Source organism: Streptomyces sp. NPDC033221, from assembly GCF_055577005.1.
The window spans coordinates 97393-117204 of record NZ_JBVIQN010000004.1; the positions used below are offsets into that span (position 1 = coordinate 97393).

Below are 19812 nucleotides of genomic sequence, written 5' to 3' on the forward strand. Positions count from 1 at the left end.
CCCCTTCCGCTCAGGCGTCCGGCCCGGCGGCGCCCTGCCGGAAGCGGGCGGTCCGGTGGACCGGGTCCGTGTCGATCTTCGGGATGACGTGCTCGCCGATGAGGCGGATGGTGGTGAGGGTGTCCTCGGGCGAGACGCCGATCGGCAGGCCGAAGGAGAGCTGGTCGGCGCCGGCCTGTTCCCAGCGCTTGCACTGGCGGAAGACCTCGTCGGGGTCGCCGCAGATCATCAGCTCCTCGGCGATCAGCAGCTCGATGATCTCCTCGGTGTACTCGGGCAGCAGCTCCGGCCACTCGGGGATGCCCTCGGGGCGCGGGAAGGTGTCGTGGTAGCGGAACAGCAGCGACTGGAGGTAGTTCAGGCCGCCGCCGACCGCGATCTCCACGGCCTTCTGGTGGGTCTCGGCGCAGATGGCGGTGGAGGTCACCATGACGTTGTCGTTGACGTACGCGCCGACCGGCTCGGCCTCCTCGACGGCCGTCTTGTACGACTCGACGACCCACTCCATGTCGGCGACCTTCTGCACGCTGAAGCCCAGTACGCCCAGGCCCTTGCGCCCGGCCATGGCGTACGAGGACGGCGAGCCGGCCGCGTACCACATCGGCGGATGCGCGGCACCGTACGGCTTGGGCAGCACCTTGCGCGGCGGCAGCTGCCAGTGCTTGCCCTGGAACCCCTCGTACTCGTCCTGGAGCCACATCTTCGGGAACTCGGCGATGGTCTCTTCCCACAGCTCCTTGGTGTGGTTCATGTCCGTCACACCCGGCATGAACCCGAGGATCTCGTGGCTGCCCGCGCCGCGCCCGGTGCCGAACTCGAAGCGGCCCCCGGAGAGGTGGTCGAGCATGGCGGCCTTCTCGGCGACCTTGACGGGGTGGTTGACCGGGGCGAGCGGGTTGAAGATGCCGGAGCCGAGGTGGATGCGCTCGGTGGCGTGGGCGAGGTAGCCCAGGTAGACGTCGTTGGCGGAGAGGTGGGAGTACTCCTCCAGGAAGTGGTGTTCGGAGGCCCACGCGTACTTGAACCCGGACCGGTCGGCCTGGATGACGTACTCGGTCTCCTCCATCAGCGCGTGGTGCTCTGCCTCGGGGTCGGTCTTCGCCCGCGCGGCGGGCACATATCCCTGTACGAACAGCCCGAATTCCAAGGGGACTCACCGTCTCTCGTCCGCTCCGACGCCCTCAGCTGACGCCCCGTCAGTTCGCGGTCGACTGTCGCACCGGGCGGTCGGGGCGTCAATACCTGACGGCCCATCAGGCAGCGGGTCAGGCGGTGGTGTCGAGGTGCGGGGCCACCTCGGTGGCGAACGCCGCCATCTGGTCGGTCAGCTCCGTACGGCTCCGACTGCGGAACCGCACCTGGATCTGCCGCACCCCCATCGCCCCGTACTCGCGCAGGGACTCCGCCAGCCGCCCGGGCGCCCCGGCGAGGGTGCGCCGGCCGACGTCCCACGCGGGCTCGCCGACGTACAGCGGCTCGGTGACGGCACCGGTCTCGGCGGGCGTACGGATACCGGCCTCCTCCCGCAGCCGCCGCACCATCGCGAGCTGCGCCGGGAGCCGGTCCCGGCGGTCGCCCTGCGGCAGCCAGCCGTCACCCCGTACGGCCGCCCTGCGTACGGCGGCGGGCGACGAGCCGCCCACCCAGACCGGTGGGCGCGGTATCTGTACGGGGCGCGGGCGCTGTCCCAGCCCTTCGAAGGCGAATCGTTTCCCCTGAAAGGCGGGGAACTCCTCCGGCCCCAGGGCCGCCTTCAGCGCGTCGACGGCCTCGTCCAGCAGGGCGCCGCGCCGCGTGAAGTCCACCCCGAGGGCGTCGAACTCCTCCCGTACGTGCCCGGCGCCGACCCCGAGGATCAGCCGCCCGCCCGAGAGGTGGTCCAGTGTCGCGTACTGCTTCGCGCTGATCAGCGGGTGCTTGAGGCCGACCAGGGCGATGTGGCTGAGCAGCCGTACGCGGGTGGTGACCGCCGCCAGGTGGGCGAGGGTGGCGACCGGGTCGTACCAGACCGTGCTCATCGCCGCGGCCAGCCGCCGCGGAATGCCGATGTGCTCGCAGCAGGCGAGGTAAGCGAAACCGTGGCGGTCGGCGGTCCGGGCGATCTCGACGAGGTCGGCGGGGCCGGCCCCGGCCTCCCACGGTTCGGCGTAGAGGGCGCTCTGCGACTGCACGGGGAGCTGGATGCCGTAGGACAGGCGCCCCTCGGGCAGCACCCGTATCCCGTCCGGGGCGCTGCCACTGTCGTTGCCCCTGACCCTGCCCCTGCCGCTGTCGTTCCGTGTGCCGTGCTCCGTGCCGCTGTCCATGTCCGCGTCCACCCCCGCACGCCCGGCCGACGGGCCGTCCCCGCCGGCCTCGGGTCATGGTCCGGCCTGACGGCACATCGGACAAGAGCGGCGGGGAACGCGGGAGTACGCGGGAGTCAGGGCCTGAGGTGGGACGGCAGTGAGCAGGCCGCCGTGCCGCCGGGCATCCGGTGCCGGTTGTCGGCCACCAGCCGGTACACGGCATGCGCGGCCTGGCGGAACGGCGGCAGGGTCAGCAGCGCGCCGGGCACGGCCCAGGCGCCCCGCGCGCTCATCAGCAGCTTGGCGACCGCCTGCGCGCCGCCGTACACCTGCCCGGCCGGGGTGATCCACAGGACCTCGTGCTCGGCCCGCTCCTGGGTGACGCCGAGCGCCTCCAGGTCGGTGAACTGCCAGGCCGTGACGGTGCAGCGGGGGCGGATGCGGCGTTCGGCGAACCGCACGGAAGTGGTGCAGAAGCCGCAGTCTCCGTCGTAGACGAGTACGGGTCGTGTCCTCATGCCCCCATCATGCCGGGGCGCCGGCGGCGGTCCGGCGGCGCCCCGGACGGCGTTCCCCTCAGCCCGCGGCGGCCCCGATCCGCTCCCCCTCGTCCGCCGCCGCCCGCAGCAGCAGGTCGGCCAGCTCGCCGGGGCACGACAGCATGGGCCAGTGCCCGGTGTCGAGGTCGAAGAAGCCGACCCGGGGGTCGGCGAGCGCCGCGAAAGCCGGGTCGCCGGTGGCCACCAGGGCGCGGACGGCCGCGGTGCTGGTGACGTTCTTCGTGCAGAAGATGCCGGTCGTGGGCAGCCCGGCCGTGGCGCCGGTCAGCCGGACCGGCTGGGTGAGGGTGGCCAGCGGCTGCGGCGCGGCAAGGCGGGCCAGCCGGTCCAGGCCGTCCTGGGAGATGCCGGCCAGGCTGCCCCAGATCTCCGTCTCGTCGAACGCGGGCGGGGGCAGGCGCCAGCCGTCGCCCTGTTCCCGGGCCCGGCGCCGCAGCCGTTCGCGTACGGCCGGGTCGGGCAGCGAGTCCAGTACGGCGGCGCCGTCGCGGGGCAGGCCGGCGTCCACGAACACGAGGCGGGCAATGCGCTCCGGGTCGCGGTCGGCGGCAGCCAGCGCCGGGTAGCTGCCGTAGCAGTGCGCGACCAGTACGGTCTCGCCCGCTTCGTGCGGCTCCCCCGCGCCCTCGTGGTCCAGCACCTGCGCCACGTCCTCGATGTGGGTGTTCAGGTCGGTGCCGGGACCTGACAGGTGGCGGCGGTCCCCCATCCCGGTCAGTGTCACCGGTTGCGCCCGGTGTCCCGCCGCGCGCAGGTGGTCCGCCACCTCCCGCCAGATCCACCCTCCGGTGTACCCGCCCGACACCAGCACGAACGTCGTCATGTGCGTCACCTCCACTGGTCCCATCGTGACCGCACGGCGGTCCGTAGGGGGAGGTTCCGGGTGCACGGAAGGCGTCATGTCGCGCGGGCGCGCGCCGTATGCCGGTGCCGCACGGGCGCGCGCCGGCCTTACGCCTCCGCTCCCGGCCCCGCTCCGGCGCCCGTCCCGGCCCCTGCCCACAGCCCGTCCGGCGTCAGCCCCAGCAGGTCGATGGCGTTGCCGCGGACGATCCGTTCGACCACGTCGGGTGCCAGGTGGCCCATCTGGGCCTCGCCGACCTCCTTGGACCGCGGCCAGGTGGAGTCGGAGTGCGGGTAGTCCGTCTCGTACAGGACGTTGCCGACGCCGATCGCGTCGAGGTTGCGCAGCCCGAAGGCGTCGTCGAAGAAGCAGCCGTACACATGCCCGGCGAAGAGTTCGGAGGGCGGCCGCAGGACCTTGTCGGCGACGCCGCCCCAGCCGCGGTTCTCCTCCCAGACCACGTCGGCGCGTTCCAGGATGTACGGAATCCAGCCGATCTGCCCCTCCGCGTACATGATCCGCAGGCCGGGGAAGCGGTCGAAGGCGCCGCTCATCAGCCAGTCGACCATCGAGAAGCAGCAGTTGGCGAAGGTGATCGTGGAGCCGACCGCGGGCGGCGCGTCGGCGGACGTGGACGGCATCCTGCTGGAGGAGCCGATGTGCATGGCGATGACGGTCCCGGTCTCCTCACAGGCGCGCAGGAAGGGGTCCCAGTCGCCGGTGTGGATGCTGGGCAGTCCCAGATGTGGCGGAATCTCGCTGAAGCAGACCGCCCGTACACCGCGCTCCGCGTTCCGGCGCACCTCCTGTGCGGCCAGCTCCGCGTCCCACAACGGGACGAGGCCGAGCGGTATGAGGCGTCCGCCCGCCGCCGGGCCGCACCACTCCTCCACCATCCAGTCGTTGTACGCGCGCACCCCCAGCAGCCCCAGTTCGCGGTCTTTGGCCTCGGTGAAGGTCTGACCGCAAAAGCGCGGAAAGGTGGGGAAACACAGGGCCGACTGGACGTGGTTGACGTCCATGTCGGCCAGCCGCTCCGGGACGCTGAAGGAGCCGGGGCGCATCTGCTCGTAGGTGATGCCTTCGAGCCTGATGTCGTCGCGGGCGTAACCGACGGCGGTGTCCAGGCGGGTCAGCGGGCGGTGCAGGTCCTCGTAGACCCACCAGTCGGCGAGCGGCCCTTCGTCCCCGGGCCGGCCCATCTTCGGCGCGAATCTGCCACCGACGAAGGTCATCTCCTTCAGTGGAGCACGGACGATTCGGGGGCCGATGTCGTGATATTTCGAGGGGAGGCGATCCCGCCAGACGTTGGGTGGCTCCACCGTGTGGTCGTCCACCGAGATTATCTTCGGAAAACTCTCCATGTTTTTTACCGTAGCGCCGAACTGACGACCCGTCAGCAACGCTGGGACGCGAGGGATTACATGCAGACAGCACAGATCTCGGCCCGGCGCGGGCACCGCGCGGCCGCGCAGGCGGCTGAGCAGCGACGCTCGGACCCGCGCGGACCCGCGGACCGCGCACGGGCAGCTGCACGCGCATCCGCACGGGCATCCGCACCGCCGCCAGGCCCGTGTCCCCACCCGGCGCGCAGCCGAACACCAGCCCGAACACCAGGCGTGGAGAGACCGTGCTGAGACTGGACCCCTACTGACGTAAGGGGCTACGACAAGGCAGACTGGCCGATGCGAACGAAGTGCACAGGGCAGGGGGACACCATGGACGACGGTCCGGGGCAGGGCCAGGAGCGGCTCCGCTTCACCGTGCTCGGTCCCGTACGGGCCTGGCGCGGCGCGACGCCACTGGCGGCCGGCTCCCCGCAGCAGCGCGCGCTGCTGGCCGCCCTTCTCCTGCGGGGCGGACGCACCGCCACCGCATCCGAACTCGTCGACGCCCTCTGGGGCGAGGAACCGCCGCACGCCGCCCTCGCGGCGCTGCGCACGTACGCCTCACGCATCCGCAAGGCGCTCGGCGCCGACGCGGACACCCTGGTCAGCGAGGCCGGCGGCTATGCGCTCCGGCCGGTGGACAGCCAGCCGCTCGACCTGGACATGGACCACGCCGAGCAGTACGCGGCCGAGGCCGAGAAGGCCAAGGCCGCCGGCGACCGCTGCCGCGCCCGGGACCTCCTGGACTCCGCACTCGAACTGTGGGACGGCGAGCCGCTGGCCAACCTCGCCGGGCCGTACGCGGAGAACCAGCGCACCCGCCTGGAGGAGTGGCGCCTGTCCCTGATGGAGACGCGCCTGGAGCTCGAACTGGAACTGGGCTGCCACGGCGAGGCCGTCTCGGAGCTGACCGCGCTGACCGCCACCCACCCGATGCGCGAGCGGCTGCGAGAACTGCTCATGCTGGCGCTGTACCGCAGCGGCCGGCAGGCCGAGGCACTCGCCGTATACGCCGATACGCGGCGTCTGCTCGCCGACGAGCTGGGAGTGGACCCCTGCGCGTCGCTCTCCGACCTCCAGCAGCGCATCCTGCGCGCGGACACGGAACTGGACGCGCCCGCCATGCCGCTCGAAGCCCAGGACCCGGGCGAACCCGTCTTCGTCCGTCCGCAGCAACTTCCGGCCACGGTCGCCGACTTCACCGGACGGACCGCCTTCGTCACGGAACTGAGCGAGCAGCTCGCCACGGCCGAGGGCCGGGTGATGGCCGTCTCGGCGCTCACCGGCATCGGCGGCGTCGGCAAGACCACCCTCGCCGTCCATGTCGCGCACGCCGCCCAGACCCACTTCCCGGACGGCCAGCTCTACGTGGACCTCCAGGGCGCCGGGCACTCCCCTTCCGACCCGGAAGCCGTGCTGGGCGCCTTCCTGCGCGCGCTGGGCACACCGGGCACCGCCATCCCGGACGGCGTCGAGGAGCGGGCCGCTCTCTACCGCTCGGCCCTCGCCGGGCGCCGCGTCCTCGCCCTCCTCGACAACGCCCGCGACGCCGCCCAGGTCCGCCCGCTGCTGCCCGGTGCGGACGGCTGCGCGGCGCTGATCACCAGCCGGGTCCGGATGATAGACCTGGCCGGCGCGCACCTGGTCGACCTGGACGTGATGAGCCCTGACGAAGCGTTCACCCTCTTCGCGCTCATCGTGGGCGAGGAGCGGGTCAACGCCGAGCGCGAGGCCTCCATGGACGTGGTCGGCGCCTGCGGATTCCTGCCGCTGGCCATCCGTATCGCCGCGTCCCGGCTGGCCGCCCGCCGTACGTGGACCGTCTCCGTACTCGCCCGCAAGCTCACCGACGAACGCCGCAGGCTCGACGAGCTGCGCGCCGGCGACCTCGCCGTGAACTCCACCTTCGAACTGGGCTACAAGCAGCTGGAGCCGCGCCAGGCCCGGGCCTTCCGGCTCCTCGGCCTCGCCGACGGCCCCGACATCTCGCTCGCCGCGGCGGCCGCCCTGCTCGACATGGAGACCGACGACGCCGAGGAACTCCTCGAATCGCTCGTCGACACCTCCCTCCTGGAGTCCGCCGCCCCCGGCCGCTACCGCTTCCACGACCTCGTACACCTCTACGCCCGCTCCTGCGCCGAGCGCGACGAGCAGCCGCCGGAGGAGCGGGCGGCGGCCCTGTCCCGGCTGCTGGACTTCTACCTGTCCACCGCCGCCCACATGTACGCGCTGGAGCGCCCCGGCGACCGCCTCGCCGACCACACCGAGGCACCGCACTACCCCGGGCTGGTCTTCACCGACCGCACCGAGGCGCTCAGCTGGCTCTTCAACGAGACCCGCTGCCTGATCGCCTGCGCGCTGCAGAACACCGGCGAGAAGGTGCTGCGGCGCGCGGTCGACCTGCTGCTCCTCACCCGGGACATGGCCGAGTCCGGCGCCAACAACCGCCAGTACGAGCAGGCCAGCCTCACCCTGCTGGCCGCCGCGCGCCGGGCCGGAGACCAGCACGCGGAAGGCCGCGCCCACTGGTCGTTGGCCCCCATCTACACCCAGTCCGGGCGGCTCAACGAGGCGGACGAGCACGCGAAGCTGGCCACCCTGCTGGGGCTCGCCGCCGGAGACTCCTTCTCCGCCTCCAACGGCCCCAACGACCGGGGCATCATCGCCAGCATCCAGCACCGCCACGAGGCGGCCGAGGGCTACCTGAACCAGGCCCTGCTCGCCTTCCGCGAGAACAACAACAAGCAGTCCGAGGCGAGCGCGCTGTGCAACCTCTCGCGCCTGCACCTCGACACCGGACGCGTCGAGAGCGCCATCCAGCTCGCCGAGCAGGGCATCGCCGCACTGAAGGAGGTCGGCGCCTCCCGCCGCCTCGGCAACGGCATGTACGCGCTGGGCATGGCGCTGACGCTGGCCGGCAGACTCGACGAGGCCGCCGAGCGGCTGACCGAGGCGCTGGCCATCTTCCGCGACAGCCGGCAGCGGTTCTGGGAGGGCATGACCTACCTCCGGCTCGCCGAGGTGGACCTCGCGGCGCACCGCCCGGCCAACGCGGCCAACTACGCCGAGCAGGCCCTGTCCGCCCTGCGGGGCCTCGGCGGCGGCCGCTGGCGGGCCGACGCGCTGACGACACTGGGGCACGCCCTGAACCAGATCGGGCACACCGGCCGCGCGAAAGTCTGCTGGCAGGAAGTCGTGTCCATTCACGAACAGATGAGCCTGCCCGTGGACGGGGAGATACACAATCTCACCGCCCCTGTCGCGTTGGTGTAAAAGCCGCCCGGACCGTGGGCTTCAGGCGTTTATCGATCGTTCATCGCGAGGGGCCAGTCTTTAATTACCGACCCGCCGCCTCGGGGGGCAAGCGGCTCGGTGACCAGGCCCCACCGTAAGGTGCCCGGCCGTGGTCCATCCGTCCGGCGACCCACGGGGGAGTTGCCGGCCGGGTGGGCCGACTGCGCCCAAACAACGGAGTTGATCACCGTGAGCTCTCAGAATCAGGCTCGAAAGGACGACGACAGGGACATCGTCAAGCCGCTGGACAGCCACCGGCCCGTACAGCCGGCGGACAGCCACCGGCCGATCCAGCCGGAGGACAGCCACCGGCCGATCCAGCCGATGGACAGCCACCGGCCCATCAAGCCGGAGGACAGCCACCGGCCCATTCAGCCGATGGACAGCCACCGGCCGATCCAGCCGATGGACAGCCACCGGCCCATCAAGCCGGAGGACAGCCACCGGCCGATCATCGACGGTCAGCCGACCGCCGAGGACAGCACCGTGGTCGTGATGGGTGACGCCAAGCCCGTCGCCGAGACGAAGTAGCGCGACGCCCGTACGGGCGGGCCGACGGGGGGAAACAACGGCCCGCCCGTACCGGGAGCACCACCACACAAGACCCACTGCGGTGTCAGCAGTCCAAGGATCGGGGGATCCGGGGGAGGACTGCTGAACCGGGGATCGGGGGATCCGGGGGGATCCGGGGGATCGCGGGGGCCGGTTTCGATGGCACTGAGGGGGGAGCCATCGAAGCCGGTCCCCGCGGCATATCCGTGGTGGTACGTAAGGCAAACTTTCCATTTTTACGGCAGTTTCCAGCCGGGGGGATCGAACACAGGCCTCACCAGAAGCTAGCGTCACTCACAAGGGGTTCCCCCACAGAGGAGTTCGGAATGAGCCGTATGAAGCGCACCCTTGTCACCCTCGCTTTCACCACCGCGATCGCGGGCGCCGCGGCGGTACCCGCCATGGCCGACAGCCACTCCCCGAGCAGGGCGGCCGGTACCGCCGCCCAGGACAACCACCGGCCGATACCGTCCGACCGCTTCGTAGCGCCGGACAACCACCGGCCGGACACCGGCGGCAGCGGATTCGTGGCCCAGGACAACCACCGCCCGTGACCCACCGGCCCGGACCGGGCCGGAGCACGTCCGACGGGGGCCGGACCGGGTGAGGCCGGCCCCTACGGCGCGCCACACCGCCACCGGCTCATCGCCGCTGGACCGCCGCTGCTGAGCCGCTTCTCGCGCCGCCGCTACTGGGCCGGCCCCATGTCCGCCGACAGCCAGCGCCGCGGCCGCATCCGGATGGTCACCAGCGGGCCGAACCCGGGAGCCACATCCTTGAGGTACGCCTCCGCGGCCTCCGGGGCCAGATAGCGCTCGGTCATCCGGCGCTCCTCCTCGGCCGTCGTCGGCTCGGTCGAGACGACTTCACCCTCGACCGACACATACCGGACCGTCGGCGTGACCCGGTCCGCCATCAGCGAGAACCGCCCCGCCGCGGCGATCAGGCGGCTCTTGCGCGAGTCCCGCTCGGTCGTGATCCACAGCTCGCCGCCCGGCTCGTACGCGTACCAGATCGGTACGGTGAGCGGGGCGCGGTCCTCCTCGCCCGACGCCACGGACAGCGCTCCGATGTGCGGTTCGGCCAGGAAGCGCTCGCGCTCTTCCGTAGTCAGCGGCATGGATGTCTCCTCAAGAGAATCGTGTGGCTACGGTCACCCAACCCAACGCCGCTCCCCTGCCGAATGTTTCCACCGCTCACTCACAGGTTCTGTACCTGACGGGTCGTCACTTCGCGCGGCATCTGTTACGTTCGCGGCCCTCTCCCCTAGGAGGCGCGACGTGTTCGAACCCGATCGTGTGCGTTCGCTCTGGGAACTGCTGCACTACCGGGCAGACCTCACCCCACTGGCGCCGATGTTCTTCGACGAAACCACCGGGGGCTCCGGCCGGCCCGTCCCCTTCGCCGAGGTACGGGACCGGGCGCTGCGGCTGGCAGCCGGATTCCACGGGCTGGGGATCGGCGCCGGGACCCGCGTCCTGTGGCAGCTGCCGACCTGGCCTCTGACCGTCGAGGTGTCACTCGCGCTGGCCCGGCTCGGCGCCGTACAGATACCGGTCCTGCACCTGCACCGGGAACGCGAAGTCGGCTTCGCGCTGCGGCAGTCGGCGGCCGAGTACGCCATCGTGCCGGGCGAGTGGCGCGGGCACGACTACGCGGGCACGGCACGCAAAGTGGCACCCGGCGGCGTACGCGTACTCTCCGTCGCCGACGGGCTGCCGGAAGCCGCGCCCGGGGGCTTGTTGCCGGAATTCGCACGGCCGGGCCGCACACCGACGTGGATCTACTACACCTCCGGCACGACCGCCGACCCCAAAGGCGTCGAGCACACCGACGGCTCGCTCCTCGCGGGCGGCATCGGGCTGGCCACCGCGCTGGGCATGACCGCCGCGGACACCGGCTCGATCGCGTTCCCGTACGCGCACATCGCCGGGCCCGACTACGTCATCGCGATGCTGCTCAGCGGCTTCCCCGCCGTACTGCTCGACACGTTCGCCCCGGGGGCGGCCGTCGAGACGTACCGGCGGCACGGGGTGACCATGGCCGGCGGCAGCACCGCCTTCTACCAGGCGTTCCTGGACGAGGCCCGCCGCCGAGGGCCCGCCGGGCCGCTCATCCCCACCCTGCGGCTGCTGTCCGGCGGCGGAGCGCCGCTGCCGCCGGCCCTCTACCACGCGGCGGGCCGCGAGCTGGGGTGCGCGGTGGTGCACGGGTACGGGATGACGGAGTGCCCCATGATCGCGATGGGCACCCCGTACGACACCGACGAACAGCTCGCGCACACCGTGGGCAAACCGGTCACCGGCGCCCACATCCGGATCACCCTTCCCGACGGCGGCGAGGCGGGGCCCGGCGAGCCGGGCGAGATCACGGTACGCGGGCCGATGGTCTGCCGCGGCTACACGGACCCGGCCCTGACGGCCGATGCGTTCGACGCGGACGGCTACTTCCGCACCGGCGACCTGGGACTGCTGCGCGCCGACGGGCACCTCGTGATCACCGGGCGGCTGAAGGACATCATCATCCGAAAGGGCGAGAACATCTCCGCCCCGGAGCTGGAGGCCCTGATCCGCGAACACCCGGCCGTGGCGGACGCCGCGGTGATCGGCCTGCCGGACCGCGAACGCGGTGAGCGCGTCTGCGCGGTGGTCAGCGTGGGGGAGGCGGCGGCCGGTTCGACGCCCGCGTTGACGCTTGAAGCGCTCTGCGCCCACCTGCGTCGGGCCGGGCTCATGGCCCAGAAACTCCCGGAGCAACTGGAGTTGCTGGATGCGTTGCCGCGGGGCGGGCCCTTGGACAAGGTGCGGAAGGGGGTGCTGCGGGAACGGTTCGGTCGGCCTTAGCGATGCGCGCTTTGCGCGCGGGGTTCGGGGGCCTCTGCGCTTCGCGCGAGGATTTTGCGCTGTCGCGCCGGGTTCGCATTGCTTTGGTGGTGTGTGCGGGTGCGCGCAGGGGGCCAACTCTCCCCCAGCCTCCGGCCGGGGGTGCCCCCACGGCACCGTGCACGGCGTCGTCCAGGGTCGTTGTGAACCCAGACATCCGGCTGCCTGCGGGGATGGCCCCCTACACGCCCCCTCCCGTGGTTCTGCGACTTCCGGCCGGTGGGGGGGGGGAGGGGGAAGACGGTGACTCTGGTTGGGCGCCCACCCTGTGAGGAGGCTCTCGGGGCTGAAGGCGCTGGAGGCCGTCCGCATCACCTGGCTGTGGACGTGCGCCTCACGGGTCCCGCACCCGGCCCGCCGCGCTCCGCGCGGGGGTGCCCGGCACGCCGCACCGCACAATCACAGCCCGTCCGGCGTTTGAGGACACCTGGACCGCAACCACAACACCGGGGAAGCCGAACAGGCGAGGCCCCCGCCCGGGGGTGGCGGGGGCCTCGCGTCCGGGGGGTCAGGGCGGCCTACGGGTGGTAGCGCTCCTCGACCTTGGTGGCGATGCCCTTGTGGATCGTGGCGCGCACCTTGACCGTGTTCTTCCGGGCGGCCTCGTCGAGTTGGTCCGGGGTGCAGGTGGTGGTGCCGTAGCTGTCCTTCGTGATGGTGACCTGGCCGTCGGGGCCGCCGCAGATGGTCGTGGCGCCGAGGATCCTGGTGTCCTGGGCGACGAAGAACGCCCGTTCCGTTCCGGACTCCGGGGTCACGGTGAGCTTGCCGGGGGCGAGGTACTTGAGGGTGCCGACCAGGGTGGTGGAAGCGCCCTTGTGGCCGGCGCCGGTGCCCGTGCCCTTCCCTGTACCCGCGCCGGTGGCACCGCCGGACGCCGTGGAGCCCCCGGAACCGGTGGAGCCCTTGCCGGACGACGCGCCCGTGCTGCCCGTACCGCCCGTGCTGCCCGCCGACCCCGTCGTACCCGACGTTCCCGAGGTGCCCGCGTCGCCACCGGCCGAACCCGATCCCGAGCCCCCCGACGTGCCGCCGTCGGCGGTCCCCGCCTCGCTCTTGGCCGGGGCCGGGCCGTCGGCGGAGGCGTTGCAGGCGGTGAGGGAGAAGGCCGCGACCGCGATGATCGAGGCGGCGGCGAGGCGGCGGCCGCGGCGGAAGGCGGTGGTGGAGATGCTGGACATGCGGGTCCCCCAGGGTGTGTCGGGCGGTGTGGCGGCGGACCGGGATCCGGCCGTTCGTTGCTGCGTACACAAAGGTGCCGGGCGCGACTAACACCCGGCTAACGCACCGGTAATCGGACGCTACCGCCCACCGAGGGGGTAATGGCGGGTGCGCGTATCGCCGCCTTGACGCGCCCCGCGCGCCCGACCTGACCAGGTGTTTCCCCTTACGCGGGCGCCGAAGCGCCCCTTAGCTCGCCCTTCACGACCTTCCCGCTCGCGTTGCGCGGCAGCGCCGCCACGAACGCGACTTCCCGCGGCACCTTGTAGTTGGCCATCTCCCGGCGTGCCCAGGCGATCAGCTCGGCCGCGGTGAGCGTGGAGCGCGGGCGGCGGACCGCGTACGCCTTGCCGACCTCGCCGAGCCGTGGATCGGGGATGCCGACGACGGCGACCTCGGCCACGTCCGGGTGGCCCGCGAGGAGGTGTTCGATCTCGGCGGGGTAGGCGTTGAAGCCGCCGACGATGAACATGTCCTTCAGGCGGTCGGTGATGCGCAGGTTGCCGTCGGCGTCCAGGACGCCGATGTCACCGGTGCGCAGCCAGCCGTCCGGGGTCAGCGCCTCTCTGGTGGCTTCCGGGTCTTCGTGGTAACCGGACATGACGTGGTAGCCGCGGACCTGGACCTCGCCCGCCGTCCCGGGCGCCGCGACCGTCCGGCCCTCGGTGTCGGCGATCCGTATCTCCGTGCCGGGTATGGGCCGCCCGGAGGTGGCCGCGACGGTCCCGGACGGGTCGTCGCGGCGGCACATGGTGACGATGCCGGAGCTTTCCGAGAGGCCGTAGGCGGTCAGGACGGTGGCGACGCCCAGTTCGGCGCGGAGCCGTTCGACGAGGCGCAGCGGTACGACGGCGGCGCCGGTGACGACCAGGCGCAGCGAGCCGAGGTCGTACCGGGCCCGGTCGGGGTGGTCGAGGAGTTGCTGGTGGAGGGTGGGCGGGCCGGGCAGGACCGTGACGCGTTCGGCGGCGATGTGGGCCAGGGCCGTGGGGACGCCGAAGACCGGCTGCGGGATCATCGTGGCCCCGCGCAGCAGGCAGGCGATGATCCCGGCTTTGTAGCCGAAGGTGTGGAAGAACGGGTTGACGATCAGGTAGCGGTCGCCGGCCGTGAGTCCGGCGAGTTCGCTCCAGACGGCGTACGCGCGGAGCGTCTGGGCGTGGGTGATCACCGCGCCCTTGGGGCGGCCGGTGGTGCCGGAGGTGAAGATGATGTCGGACGGGTCGTGGGGGCGGATCGCGTCGGCCCGCGCGCGTACGGCGGCGGCGGGCACCGCCTTGCCCGCCGCCAGGAAGTCCTGCCAGGTCCGGAAGGCGTCGGGGGCGTCCCCGGAGAGGACGACGGCCTGGTGCAGGTCCGGCAGGCCGGGCAGCGGGCCGCGGCCCGCGCCGTCCTGGGCGGCGCGGCGCAGCGAGGCCACGTAGGACGTGCCGAGGAAGGTGCCGGTGACGAACAGCAGGCGGGCGCGGGTGCGCCGCAGGACGTCGGCCGTTTCGGCGCCTTTGAAGCGGGTGTTGACCGGGACCAGGACGGCGCCCGCGGTCACCGCGCCGAGTGCGGCGGTGATCCAGTCGGTGGTGTTGGGGGCCCAGACGGCGACCCGGTCGCCGGGCTCGACACCGGCGGCGACGCACGCCGCCGCGGCCCGTTCGACCCGCTCCCCCAGCTCGGCGTAGGTCAGGCGGCGGCGCCCTTCGGCGACCGCCTCGGCCGGGCCGTACCGCTCGGCGGCGGCGCGTACCAGTCGGGGGACGGTGCCGTACTCCAGATCGGCGCGGGGGTCGGTGGTGTCGGGCTCGTCCAGGTCACCGCGCATCGCACAACCTCCCGCGAAAGAGCTGACTGGCCGTCAGGTTAGCGGTAGCCTCCTCGGCTGTCAGCACGGATGACCGCTGCCCCGGAACGGACGACCGCGATCCCGACAGGGGTACGGGTGTGCGCGCTGACGGCAACGGCACCGAGGTCCGTACGGACGGCCGATCACGGAGGTGGCGATGGGCGCGACCCTCAAGGACGCGGCGGTGATAGCCGGTATAGGCCAGACGGCGTTCGCCAAACGGCTGCCCGAGTCCGAACGCACGCTGGCGTGCCGGGCGATCGTCGCGGCCCTGGACGACGCGGGGATCGCCCCGGCCGAGGTGGACGCGTTCGCCTCGTACACGATGGAGGAGACCGACGAGGTGGAGGTCGCCAAGGCGATCGGCGCCGGTGACGTCACCTTCTTCGCCAAGGCCGGTTATGGCGGCGGCGGTTCGTGTGCGACGGTGGCGCACCTGGCGGCGGCCATCGCCACCGGCCAGGCGAGTGTGGGGGTCGCCTGGCGCTCGCGCAAGCGTGGTTCGGGGCCCCGCCCGTGGCGGAACACCGCTGTCCAACTGCCCACTCCGGCCCAATGGACCCGCCCTTTCGGTCTGCTGCGTCCCGCCGACGAGATCGGTATCCTCGCCCGTCGCTACATGCACGACTACGGCGCCACCCGTGACCACTTCTTCAACGTCGCCCTCGCCTGCCGCAACCGGGCCAACCAGAATCCGGCCGCGATGATGTACGAGCGGCCGCTGACCCGCGAGATGTACATGACCGCCCGCTGGATCAGCGAGCCGCTCTGCCTCTTCGACAACTGTCTGGAGACCGACGGCGCGCTCGCGTGCGTGGTGGTCGCCGCCGAACGCGCCCGCGACCTGCGCCACCGTCCCGTGTACGTCCACTCCGTCGCGCAGGGCCTGCCCGCCCAGCACCACGGCATGGTCAATTACTGGACCGACGACCCGCTCACCGGACCGGCCTGGACCGCCGCCCGGCAGCTGTGGAAGCAGGCCGACTTCGGTCCCGAGGACGTCGATGTCGCGCAGATCTACGACGCGTTCACCCCGCTGATTCCGCTCTCCCTGGAGGGCTACGGCTTCTGCGGGCGGGGCGAGGGCGCGGCGTTCACGGAAGGCGGCGCCCTGGAGATCGGCGGCCGGCTGCCCCTCAACACCGGGGGCGGCGGGCTGAGTGAGGCGTACGTGCACGGTTTCAACCTGATCACCGAGGGCGTCCGGCAGTTGCGCGGCACCGGCACCGCCCAGGTCCCGGGCGCCGCCACCTGCCTGGTCACGGCCGGTGAGGGTGTCCCCACGTCGGCCCTGCTGCTGAGGAGTTGAGTGCTCATGTCCACCAGCATGACGCCGGCCACTGACAACGGCCCCGACCAGCACCTGAAGTCGCAGGCGGCGTCCGCCGACGCTCTCCTGCTCCCCGTCCCCGACGACGACGGCGTTCCCTTCTGGGGGTACGCCGCCCGCCACGAACTCCGCGTCCAGGCCTGCGCCGCCTGCGGCGAGCTGCGCTTTCCGCCCCGCCCGTGCTGCCCGCACTGCCGGTCTTTCGAGGACCGCTGGCGGCGGATGTCCGGCCGGGGCCGCATCTGGTCGTTCGTCGTGCCGCACCCGCCGTTGCTGCCCGCCTACGCCGCGCAGGCCCCGTACAACGCGATCGTGGTGGAGCTGGCCGACGCCCCGCGCATCCGCCTCGTCGGCAATCTGGTCACCGCCGCGGACGCCCCGCTGAACTCCGTCGATCCGGCCCGTATCCGTATCGGGGCGGCGGTGAAGGTGGCGTTCCACGAGCAGGCTCCGGGCGTGACCGTGCCGCGCTGGCTGCTGGAGCGGCCGTGACGGCGGCTTCTTCCGCGGGTGGGGAGCCCCGGTCTCCGGTACGTGTGGAGACGTCGCCGGACGGCGTCGCCCTGGTCACGCTCGACCGGCCCGAACGCCGCAACGCCGTCGACCTGGAGACGGCCGGCGCGCTGGCGGCCGTCTGGCGCCGGTTCCGTTCCGACGGCGATGTGCGGGCCGTCGTCCTGACCGGCGCCGGGCACACCGCGTTCTGTACGGGCATCGACCGCTCGGCGGACGTCCCGCAGCCGTCCTCCCCGTTCTCGGTCGACGATCCGCTGCTGGGCATCGGCCCGAAGGCGAACGACCTGTGGAAGCCGGTCGTCGCGGCCGTCGAGGGAATGGCCTGCGGCGGGGCGTTCTATCTGCTGGGCGAGTGCGAGTTCCTGGTCGCCTCCGAGGAGGCCACGTTCTTCGACCCGCACACGACGTACGGGATGGTCAGCGCGTACGAGTCGGTGTTCATGGCGCAGCGGATGCCGTACGGCGAGATCGCGCGGCTGGCCCTGATGGGCACGGCGGAGCGGCTCGGTGCCCGCCGCGCCTACGAGACGGGCCTGGTCTCGGAACTGACGCCGCCGGGCGGCGCGGTGGCCGCGGCCCGGCGTGCCGCCGCCGTGCTCGCCGCCCAGCCGACCGGGGCGGTGCAGGGCACCGTACGGGCCCTGTGGGCGTCGCGGGAGGCCGCGCGGGCGCAGGCCGTGGCTCACGCCCCGCAGCTCATCGCGCTGGGCAGCCTGCCGCCGGAGCGGCAGGCGGAGCTGTTCGGGGGCCGTTCGCGGAGCTTCCGGGTCCGTTGAGGGAGCGGGAGCGACCGGTCCGGCCCTTTAACGGACCCGTTGGCCCGTCACAGCTCCGACTTGCGCGCCCTGCGGATCTCGCACTGGAACCACAGTTCCCGCGTCGAGGTGTTGGTGTAGCTGTACGAGGCCGTGTACGTCTCGGTCTGCCCCGGCCGGACGATGATGCTGCGCTGGTGCAGCCCGAACGCCGTGCCGTCGGCGGGCTTGGCCTTCATCCAGTTGACCGCCATCTCGTACTTGAAGGTCTTGGTGAGCGACGGGTTGGTCACCGAGACCGAGTATTCGAGGCGGCGGGCCGACTGGTCGTAGCGGCAGTTGTTGCCGCGCGCGTCCGAGCGGCCGTCCGGGTCGTAGGTCTCCTCCGGCGTCGGTGCCGGCGACGGCGAGTACGAGTAGGACGGCTCGTACGACGGCGACGAGCTGTAGCCGGGGGGTGGCGGCGGCGGTGTCACCCGGCGGGCGTGGCCGCCCGGCAGCAGGGCCCCGCAGCCGACCAGCCCGAGCGCGCTGGCGGCGACCATCCCGGACGCGATGGCGGCCCGGCCGGGCCGCCCTCCCATGGCGGTCATCAGGACAGCGGGGTGCGCTGGACGTCGGTGACCGAGCAGCGGTAGGTGCCGCTGGTGGCGGCGGCGGACGGCACGTACTGGATGACGTCGGTGGAGTCGGTGCGGCCCGGCATCACGTAGGGGATGCTCGGGTGGCGGGTGCCGAGGTCCTTGCCGCCGGGCGCGGTGAACTTCACCGTCAGCAGGTACGTGTACTTGGTGGTCGACGAGCTGTTGGTGGCGCTGACCGTGGTCTTCACGCTACCGGCGCCGTTGTACCGGCAGCCGTCGATCTTGATGTCGCCCATGGCGCTGCGGCTGCTGCCGGAGCCGCCGCTGGTGTAGCCGGAGGTGCTGCCGCTCGTGCTGCTGCCGCTGGTGGAGCTGCCACTCGTGGAGCTGCCGCTGCTCGTACCGCCGTCGTAGCCGCCGGTGCCGGCCTCGTAGCCACCGCTGGAGCTGCTGCTACCACTGGTGCTGCTGCCGCCGGTGCTGCTGGAGCCGCCGTCGCTGCTGCTGTGGCTGCTGCCGCAACCGCCACCGTGCGAGTGACGGGCGCCGGTCAGCGCGACCAGGACCACCCCGGCCGCCGCGACCGCGCGGACATGACGGAACTTCATGATGTTGTGCCCCCGTTGACCCCGTTGGAAGAACCGCGCCGCACACGCGGCGCACCTCGTCCTTATTTTTTCTTGACGAGTGCACGGCAGACTAGCAACCTCTTCGGATTACCCAAAATTCCTTCCTGACCAGGTAAAACGCGCAGGTCTGGCGCGCGCGTGCAGTCGGGCGTAGCGTCGGTTACAGAGGGAAACGGGACGAATCAGCGACCGGAGAGGCGACGCCTGTGGTGCGCAACGTACTCGGATCCGTACTGGCCCTCGTCGGAGCGGCGGCCGCCGTCTGGAGCCCCTTCCGTGCCTGGTACGACGGCCGTCACGGACGCGAGATTCGCATCGAGGACCTGTTCCAGGGCATTACCGGGGAAAAGGCCGAACTGTTCGGTTCGGTCTTTCTGCCGATGGTTTTCGCCGCACTGCTGACATTGATCGGCATGGTGCTGCGTTCGCGCCTGCTCATCGCGGTGGCGGGCGCGGTCGTACTCGGTTTCACCATCTTGTGGATGGTCCGCCAGGGGCAGGAAACGGGCAGCCTGACGGTGGGTGAGAACGCGGGCCAGGGCCTGGGCATCGGGGTGGCGTACGCCCTCGGCGGGGGCGCGGTGCTGTGGCTGGCGGCGCTCGTGATGAGCGGGCGCCGCGGAGTGCGCTCCCGGCGCCGTGCCGCGGGCTTCGACGAACGGTACGGCGATCCGGAACCGTACGCGGCTCCCGGCGGCCCCGGCGGGTTCGCCGACACCGGTCCCGAGTGGGAGCCCGGCCCGATCCGCGGCGGGGACACCCCGCCGCAGGGCACGCCCGCGTACGGCGCGCCGCCGCGATCGGCGCCGCACCATCAGCCGCCCGTACGGTGGCCGGGCGCCGGGCACCCGCCGCCGGAGTCGGGTCAGCCGGCCGCGGACGACCAGCCCACCCGGGCGGTCCGGATGCCGCCGGCCTCGGACGACCCGGGGCAGCCGCCGCCGCGACCGGACGACGAAACGCGGCCCATCAGGACCACGCCGCCGCCGGAACGGCCGGAGCCGGGCGGGCCGCCGCCCGCGGAAGAACACCCGCACCGGGACAAGGACCAGTAGCCGTACGGCACCAGGGACGACGGCCGCACATCACGCCCACCGGGACAGCCGAACCTCACGCCCACCGGGACGCCCGT

At 72.2% G+C, this 19812-nt stretch carries 18 protein-coding genes; 8 read left to right on the plus strand and 10 right to left on the minus strand.

Annotated elements, in window-relative coordinates:
* Nucleotides 1-10: 10 nt before the first annotated feature.
* The 5 genes from ACZ53K_RS06265 to ACZ53K_RS06285 form a co-directional block, all read right to left on the minus strand.
* The gene (locus tag ACZ53K_RS06265) at nucleotides 11-1147 is read right to left on the minus strand and encodes an LLM class flavin-dependent oxidoreductase (protein WP_468832467.1); all 1137 of its coding nucleotides are present in this window, start codon (nucleotides 1145-1147) and stop codon (nucleotides 11-13) included.
* A 118-nt stretch (nucleotides 1148-1265) separates the two neighbouring features.
* Nucleotides 1266-2306, minus strand: coding sequence for a TIGR03619 family F420-dependent LLM class oxidoreductase (locus tag ACZ53K_RS06270; protein ID WP_468832468.1), 1041 nt, complete (start codon nucleotides 2304-2306; stop codon nucleotides 1266-1268).
* Between the two features lie 116 nt (nucleotides 2307-2422).
* The gene (locus tag ACZ53K_RS06275; RefSeq protein ID WP_468832469.1) at nucleotides 2423-2806 is read right to left on the minus strand and encodes a thiol-disulfide oxidoreductase DCC family protein; all 384 of its coding nucleotides are present in this window, start codon (nucleotides 2804-2806) and stop codon (nucleotides 2423-2425) included.
* A gap of 58 nt (nucleotides 2807-2864) precedes the next feature.
* Nucleotides 2865-3671, minus strand: a complete 807-nt coding sequence (locus ACZ53K_RS06280) for an alpha/beta fold hydrolase (RefSeq protein ID WP_468832471.1) — start codon at nucleotides 3669-3671, stop codon at nucleotides 2865-2867.
* A 128-nt stretch (nucleotides 3672-3799) separates the two neighbouring features.
* Entirely contained in the window at nucleotides 3800-5056 is a 1257-nt protein-coding gene (locus ACZ53K_RS06285) for an amidohydrolase family protein (RefSeq protein WP_468832472.1), read from the minus strand.
* A gap of 354 nt (nucleotides 5057-5410) precedes the next feature.
* Here ACZ53K_RS06285 and afsR point away from each other — a divergent pair, with 354 nt between their 5' ends.
* From afsR to ACZ53K_RS06300, 3 genes are all read left to right on the plus strand, one after another.
* Nucleotides 5411-8353, plus strand: a complete 2943-nt coding sequence (gene afsR / locus ACZ53K_RS06290) for an SARP-family global regulator AfsR (RefSeq protein WP_468832474.1) — start codon at nucleotides 5411-5413, stop codon at nucleotides 8351-8353.
* A 210-nt stretch (nucleotides 8354-8563) separates the two neighbouring features.
* Complete coding sequence (locus ACZ53K_RS06295) at nucleotides 8564-8905, plus strand: laminin G (RefSeq protein ID WP_468832475.1); 342 nt, start codon at nucleotides 8564-8566, stop codon at nucleotides 8903-8905.
* 347 nt (nucleotides 8906-9252) lie between these two features.
* Complete coding sequence (locus ACZ53K_RS06300; RefSeq protein WP_468832477.1) at nucleotides 9253-9480, plus strand: hypothetical protein; 228 nt, start codon at nucleotides 9253-9255, stop codon at nucleotides 9478-9480.
* 134 nt (nucleotides 9481-9614) lie between these two features.
* On the opposite strand, the gene ACZ53K_RS06305 is transcribed toward ACZ53K_RS06300, so the two are convergent.
* On the minus strand, nucleotides 9615-10046 hold the full coding sequence (locus ACZ53K_RS06305; RefSeq protein WP_468832478.1) for a pyridoxamine 5'-phosphate oxidase family protein: 432 nt from the start codon (nucleotides 10044-10046) through the stop codon (nucleotides 9615-9617).
* Between the two features lie 160 nt (nucleotides 10047-10206).
* Here ACZ53K_RS06305 and ACZ53K_RS06310 point away from each other — a divergent pair, with 160 nt between their 5' ends.
* On the plus strand, nucleotides 10207-11769 hold the full coding sequence (locus ACZ53K_RS06310; protein ID WP_468832480.1) for a class I adenylate-forming enzyme family protein: 1563 nt from the start codon (nucleotides 10207-10209) through the stop codon (nucleotides 11767-11769).
* A gap of 557 nt (nucleotides 11770-12326) precedes the next feature.
* Here the strand turns inward: ACZ53K_RS06310 and ACZ53K_RS06315 are convergent.
* Both ACZ53K_RS06315 and ACZ53K_RS06320 read right to left on the minus strand, forming a co-directional pair.
* On the minus strand, nucleotides 12327-12989 hold the full coding sequence (locus ACZ53K_RS06315) for a hypothetical protein (protein ID WP_468832481.1): 663 nt from the start codon (nucleotides 12987-12989) through the stop codon (nucleotides 12327-12329).
* Between the two features lie 206 nt (nucleotides 12990-13195).
* Entirely contained in the window at nucleotides 13196-14845 is a 1650-nt protein-coding gene (locus tag ACZ53K_RS06320) for a FadD3 family acyl-CoA ligase (RefSeq protein WP_468832483.1), read from the minus strand.
* A 178-nt stretch (nucleotides 14846-15023) separates the two neighbouring features.
* Between ACZ53K_RS06320 and ACZ53K_RS06325 the strand changes: the two genes are divergently transcribed.
* From ACZ53K_RS06325 to ACZ53K_RS06335, 3 genes are read left to right on the plus strand one after another with little or no spacing between them, the layout of a single operon-like run.
* Nucleotides 15024-16175, plus strand: coding sequence for a lipid-transfer protein (locus ACZ53K_RS06325; protein WP_468832484.1), 1152 nt, complete (start codon nucleotides 15024-15026; stop codon nucleotides 16173-16175).
* Nucleotides 16176-16181: 6 nt separating this feature from the next.
* Nucleotides 16182-16688 carry a Zn-ribbon domain-containing OB-fold protein gene (locus ACZ53K_RS06330; RefSeq protein WP_468832486.1) on the plus strand — a complete coding sequence of 169 codons (507 nt, stop codon included), beginning with the start codon at nucleotides 16182-16184 and terminating at the stop codon, nucleotides 16686-16688.
* A 44-nt stretch (nucleotides 16689-16732) separates the two neighbouring features.
* A complete protein-coding gene (locus ACZ53K_RS06335; protein WP_468832487.1) occupies nucleotides 16733-17488 on the plus strand; it encodes an enoyl-CoA hydratase/isomerase family protein in 756 nt (251 codons plus the stop codon).
* 47 nt (nucleotides 17489-17535) lie between these two features.
* Here ACZ53K_RS06335 and ACZ53K_RS06340 read toward each other — a convergent pair whose 3' ends face one another.
* Nucleotides 17536-18060, minus strand: coding sequence for a hypothetical protein (locus ACZ53K_RS06340; RefSeq protein WP_468832488.1), 525 nt, complete (start codon nucleotides 18058-18060; stop codon nucleotides 17536-17538).
* Nucleotides 18060-18659: a hypothetical protein gene (locus tag ACZ53K_RS06345; RefSeq protein ID WP_468832490.1), complete on the minus strand. Its 600-nt coding sequence runs from the start codon at nucleotides 18657-18659 to the stop codon at nucleotides 18060-18062. The genes ACZ53K_RS06340 and ACZ53K_RS06345 overlap by 1 nt, the downstream gene beginning before the upstream one ends.
* 230 nt (nucleotides 18660-18889) lie before the next feature.
* On the opposite strand from ACZ53K_RS06345, the gene ACZ53K_RS06350 reads away from it, so the two are divergent.
* Entirely contained in the window at nucleotides 18890-19735 is an 846-nt protein-coding gene (locus tag ACZ53K_RS06350; protein ID WP_468832491.1) for a hypothetical protein, read from the plus strand.
* Nucleotides 19736-19812: the final 77 nt, after the last annotated feature.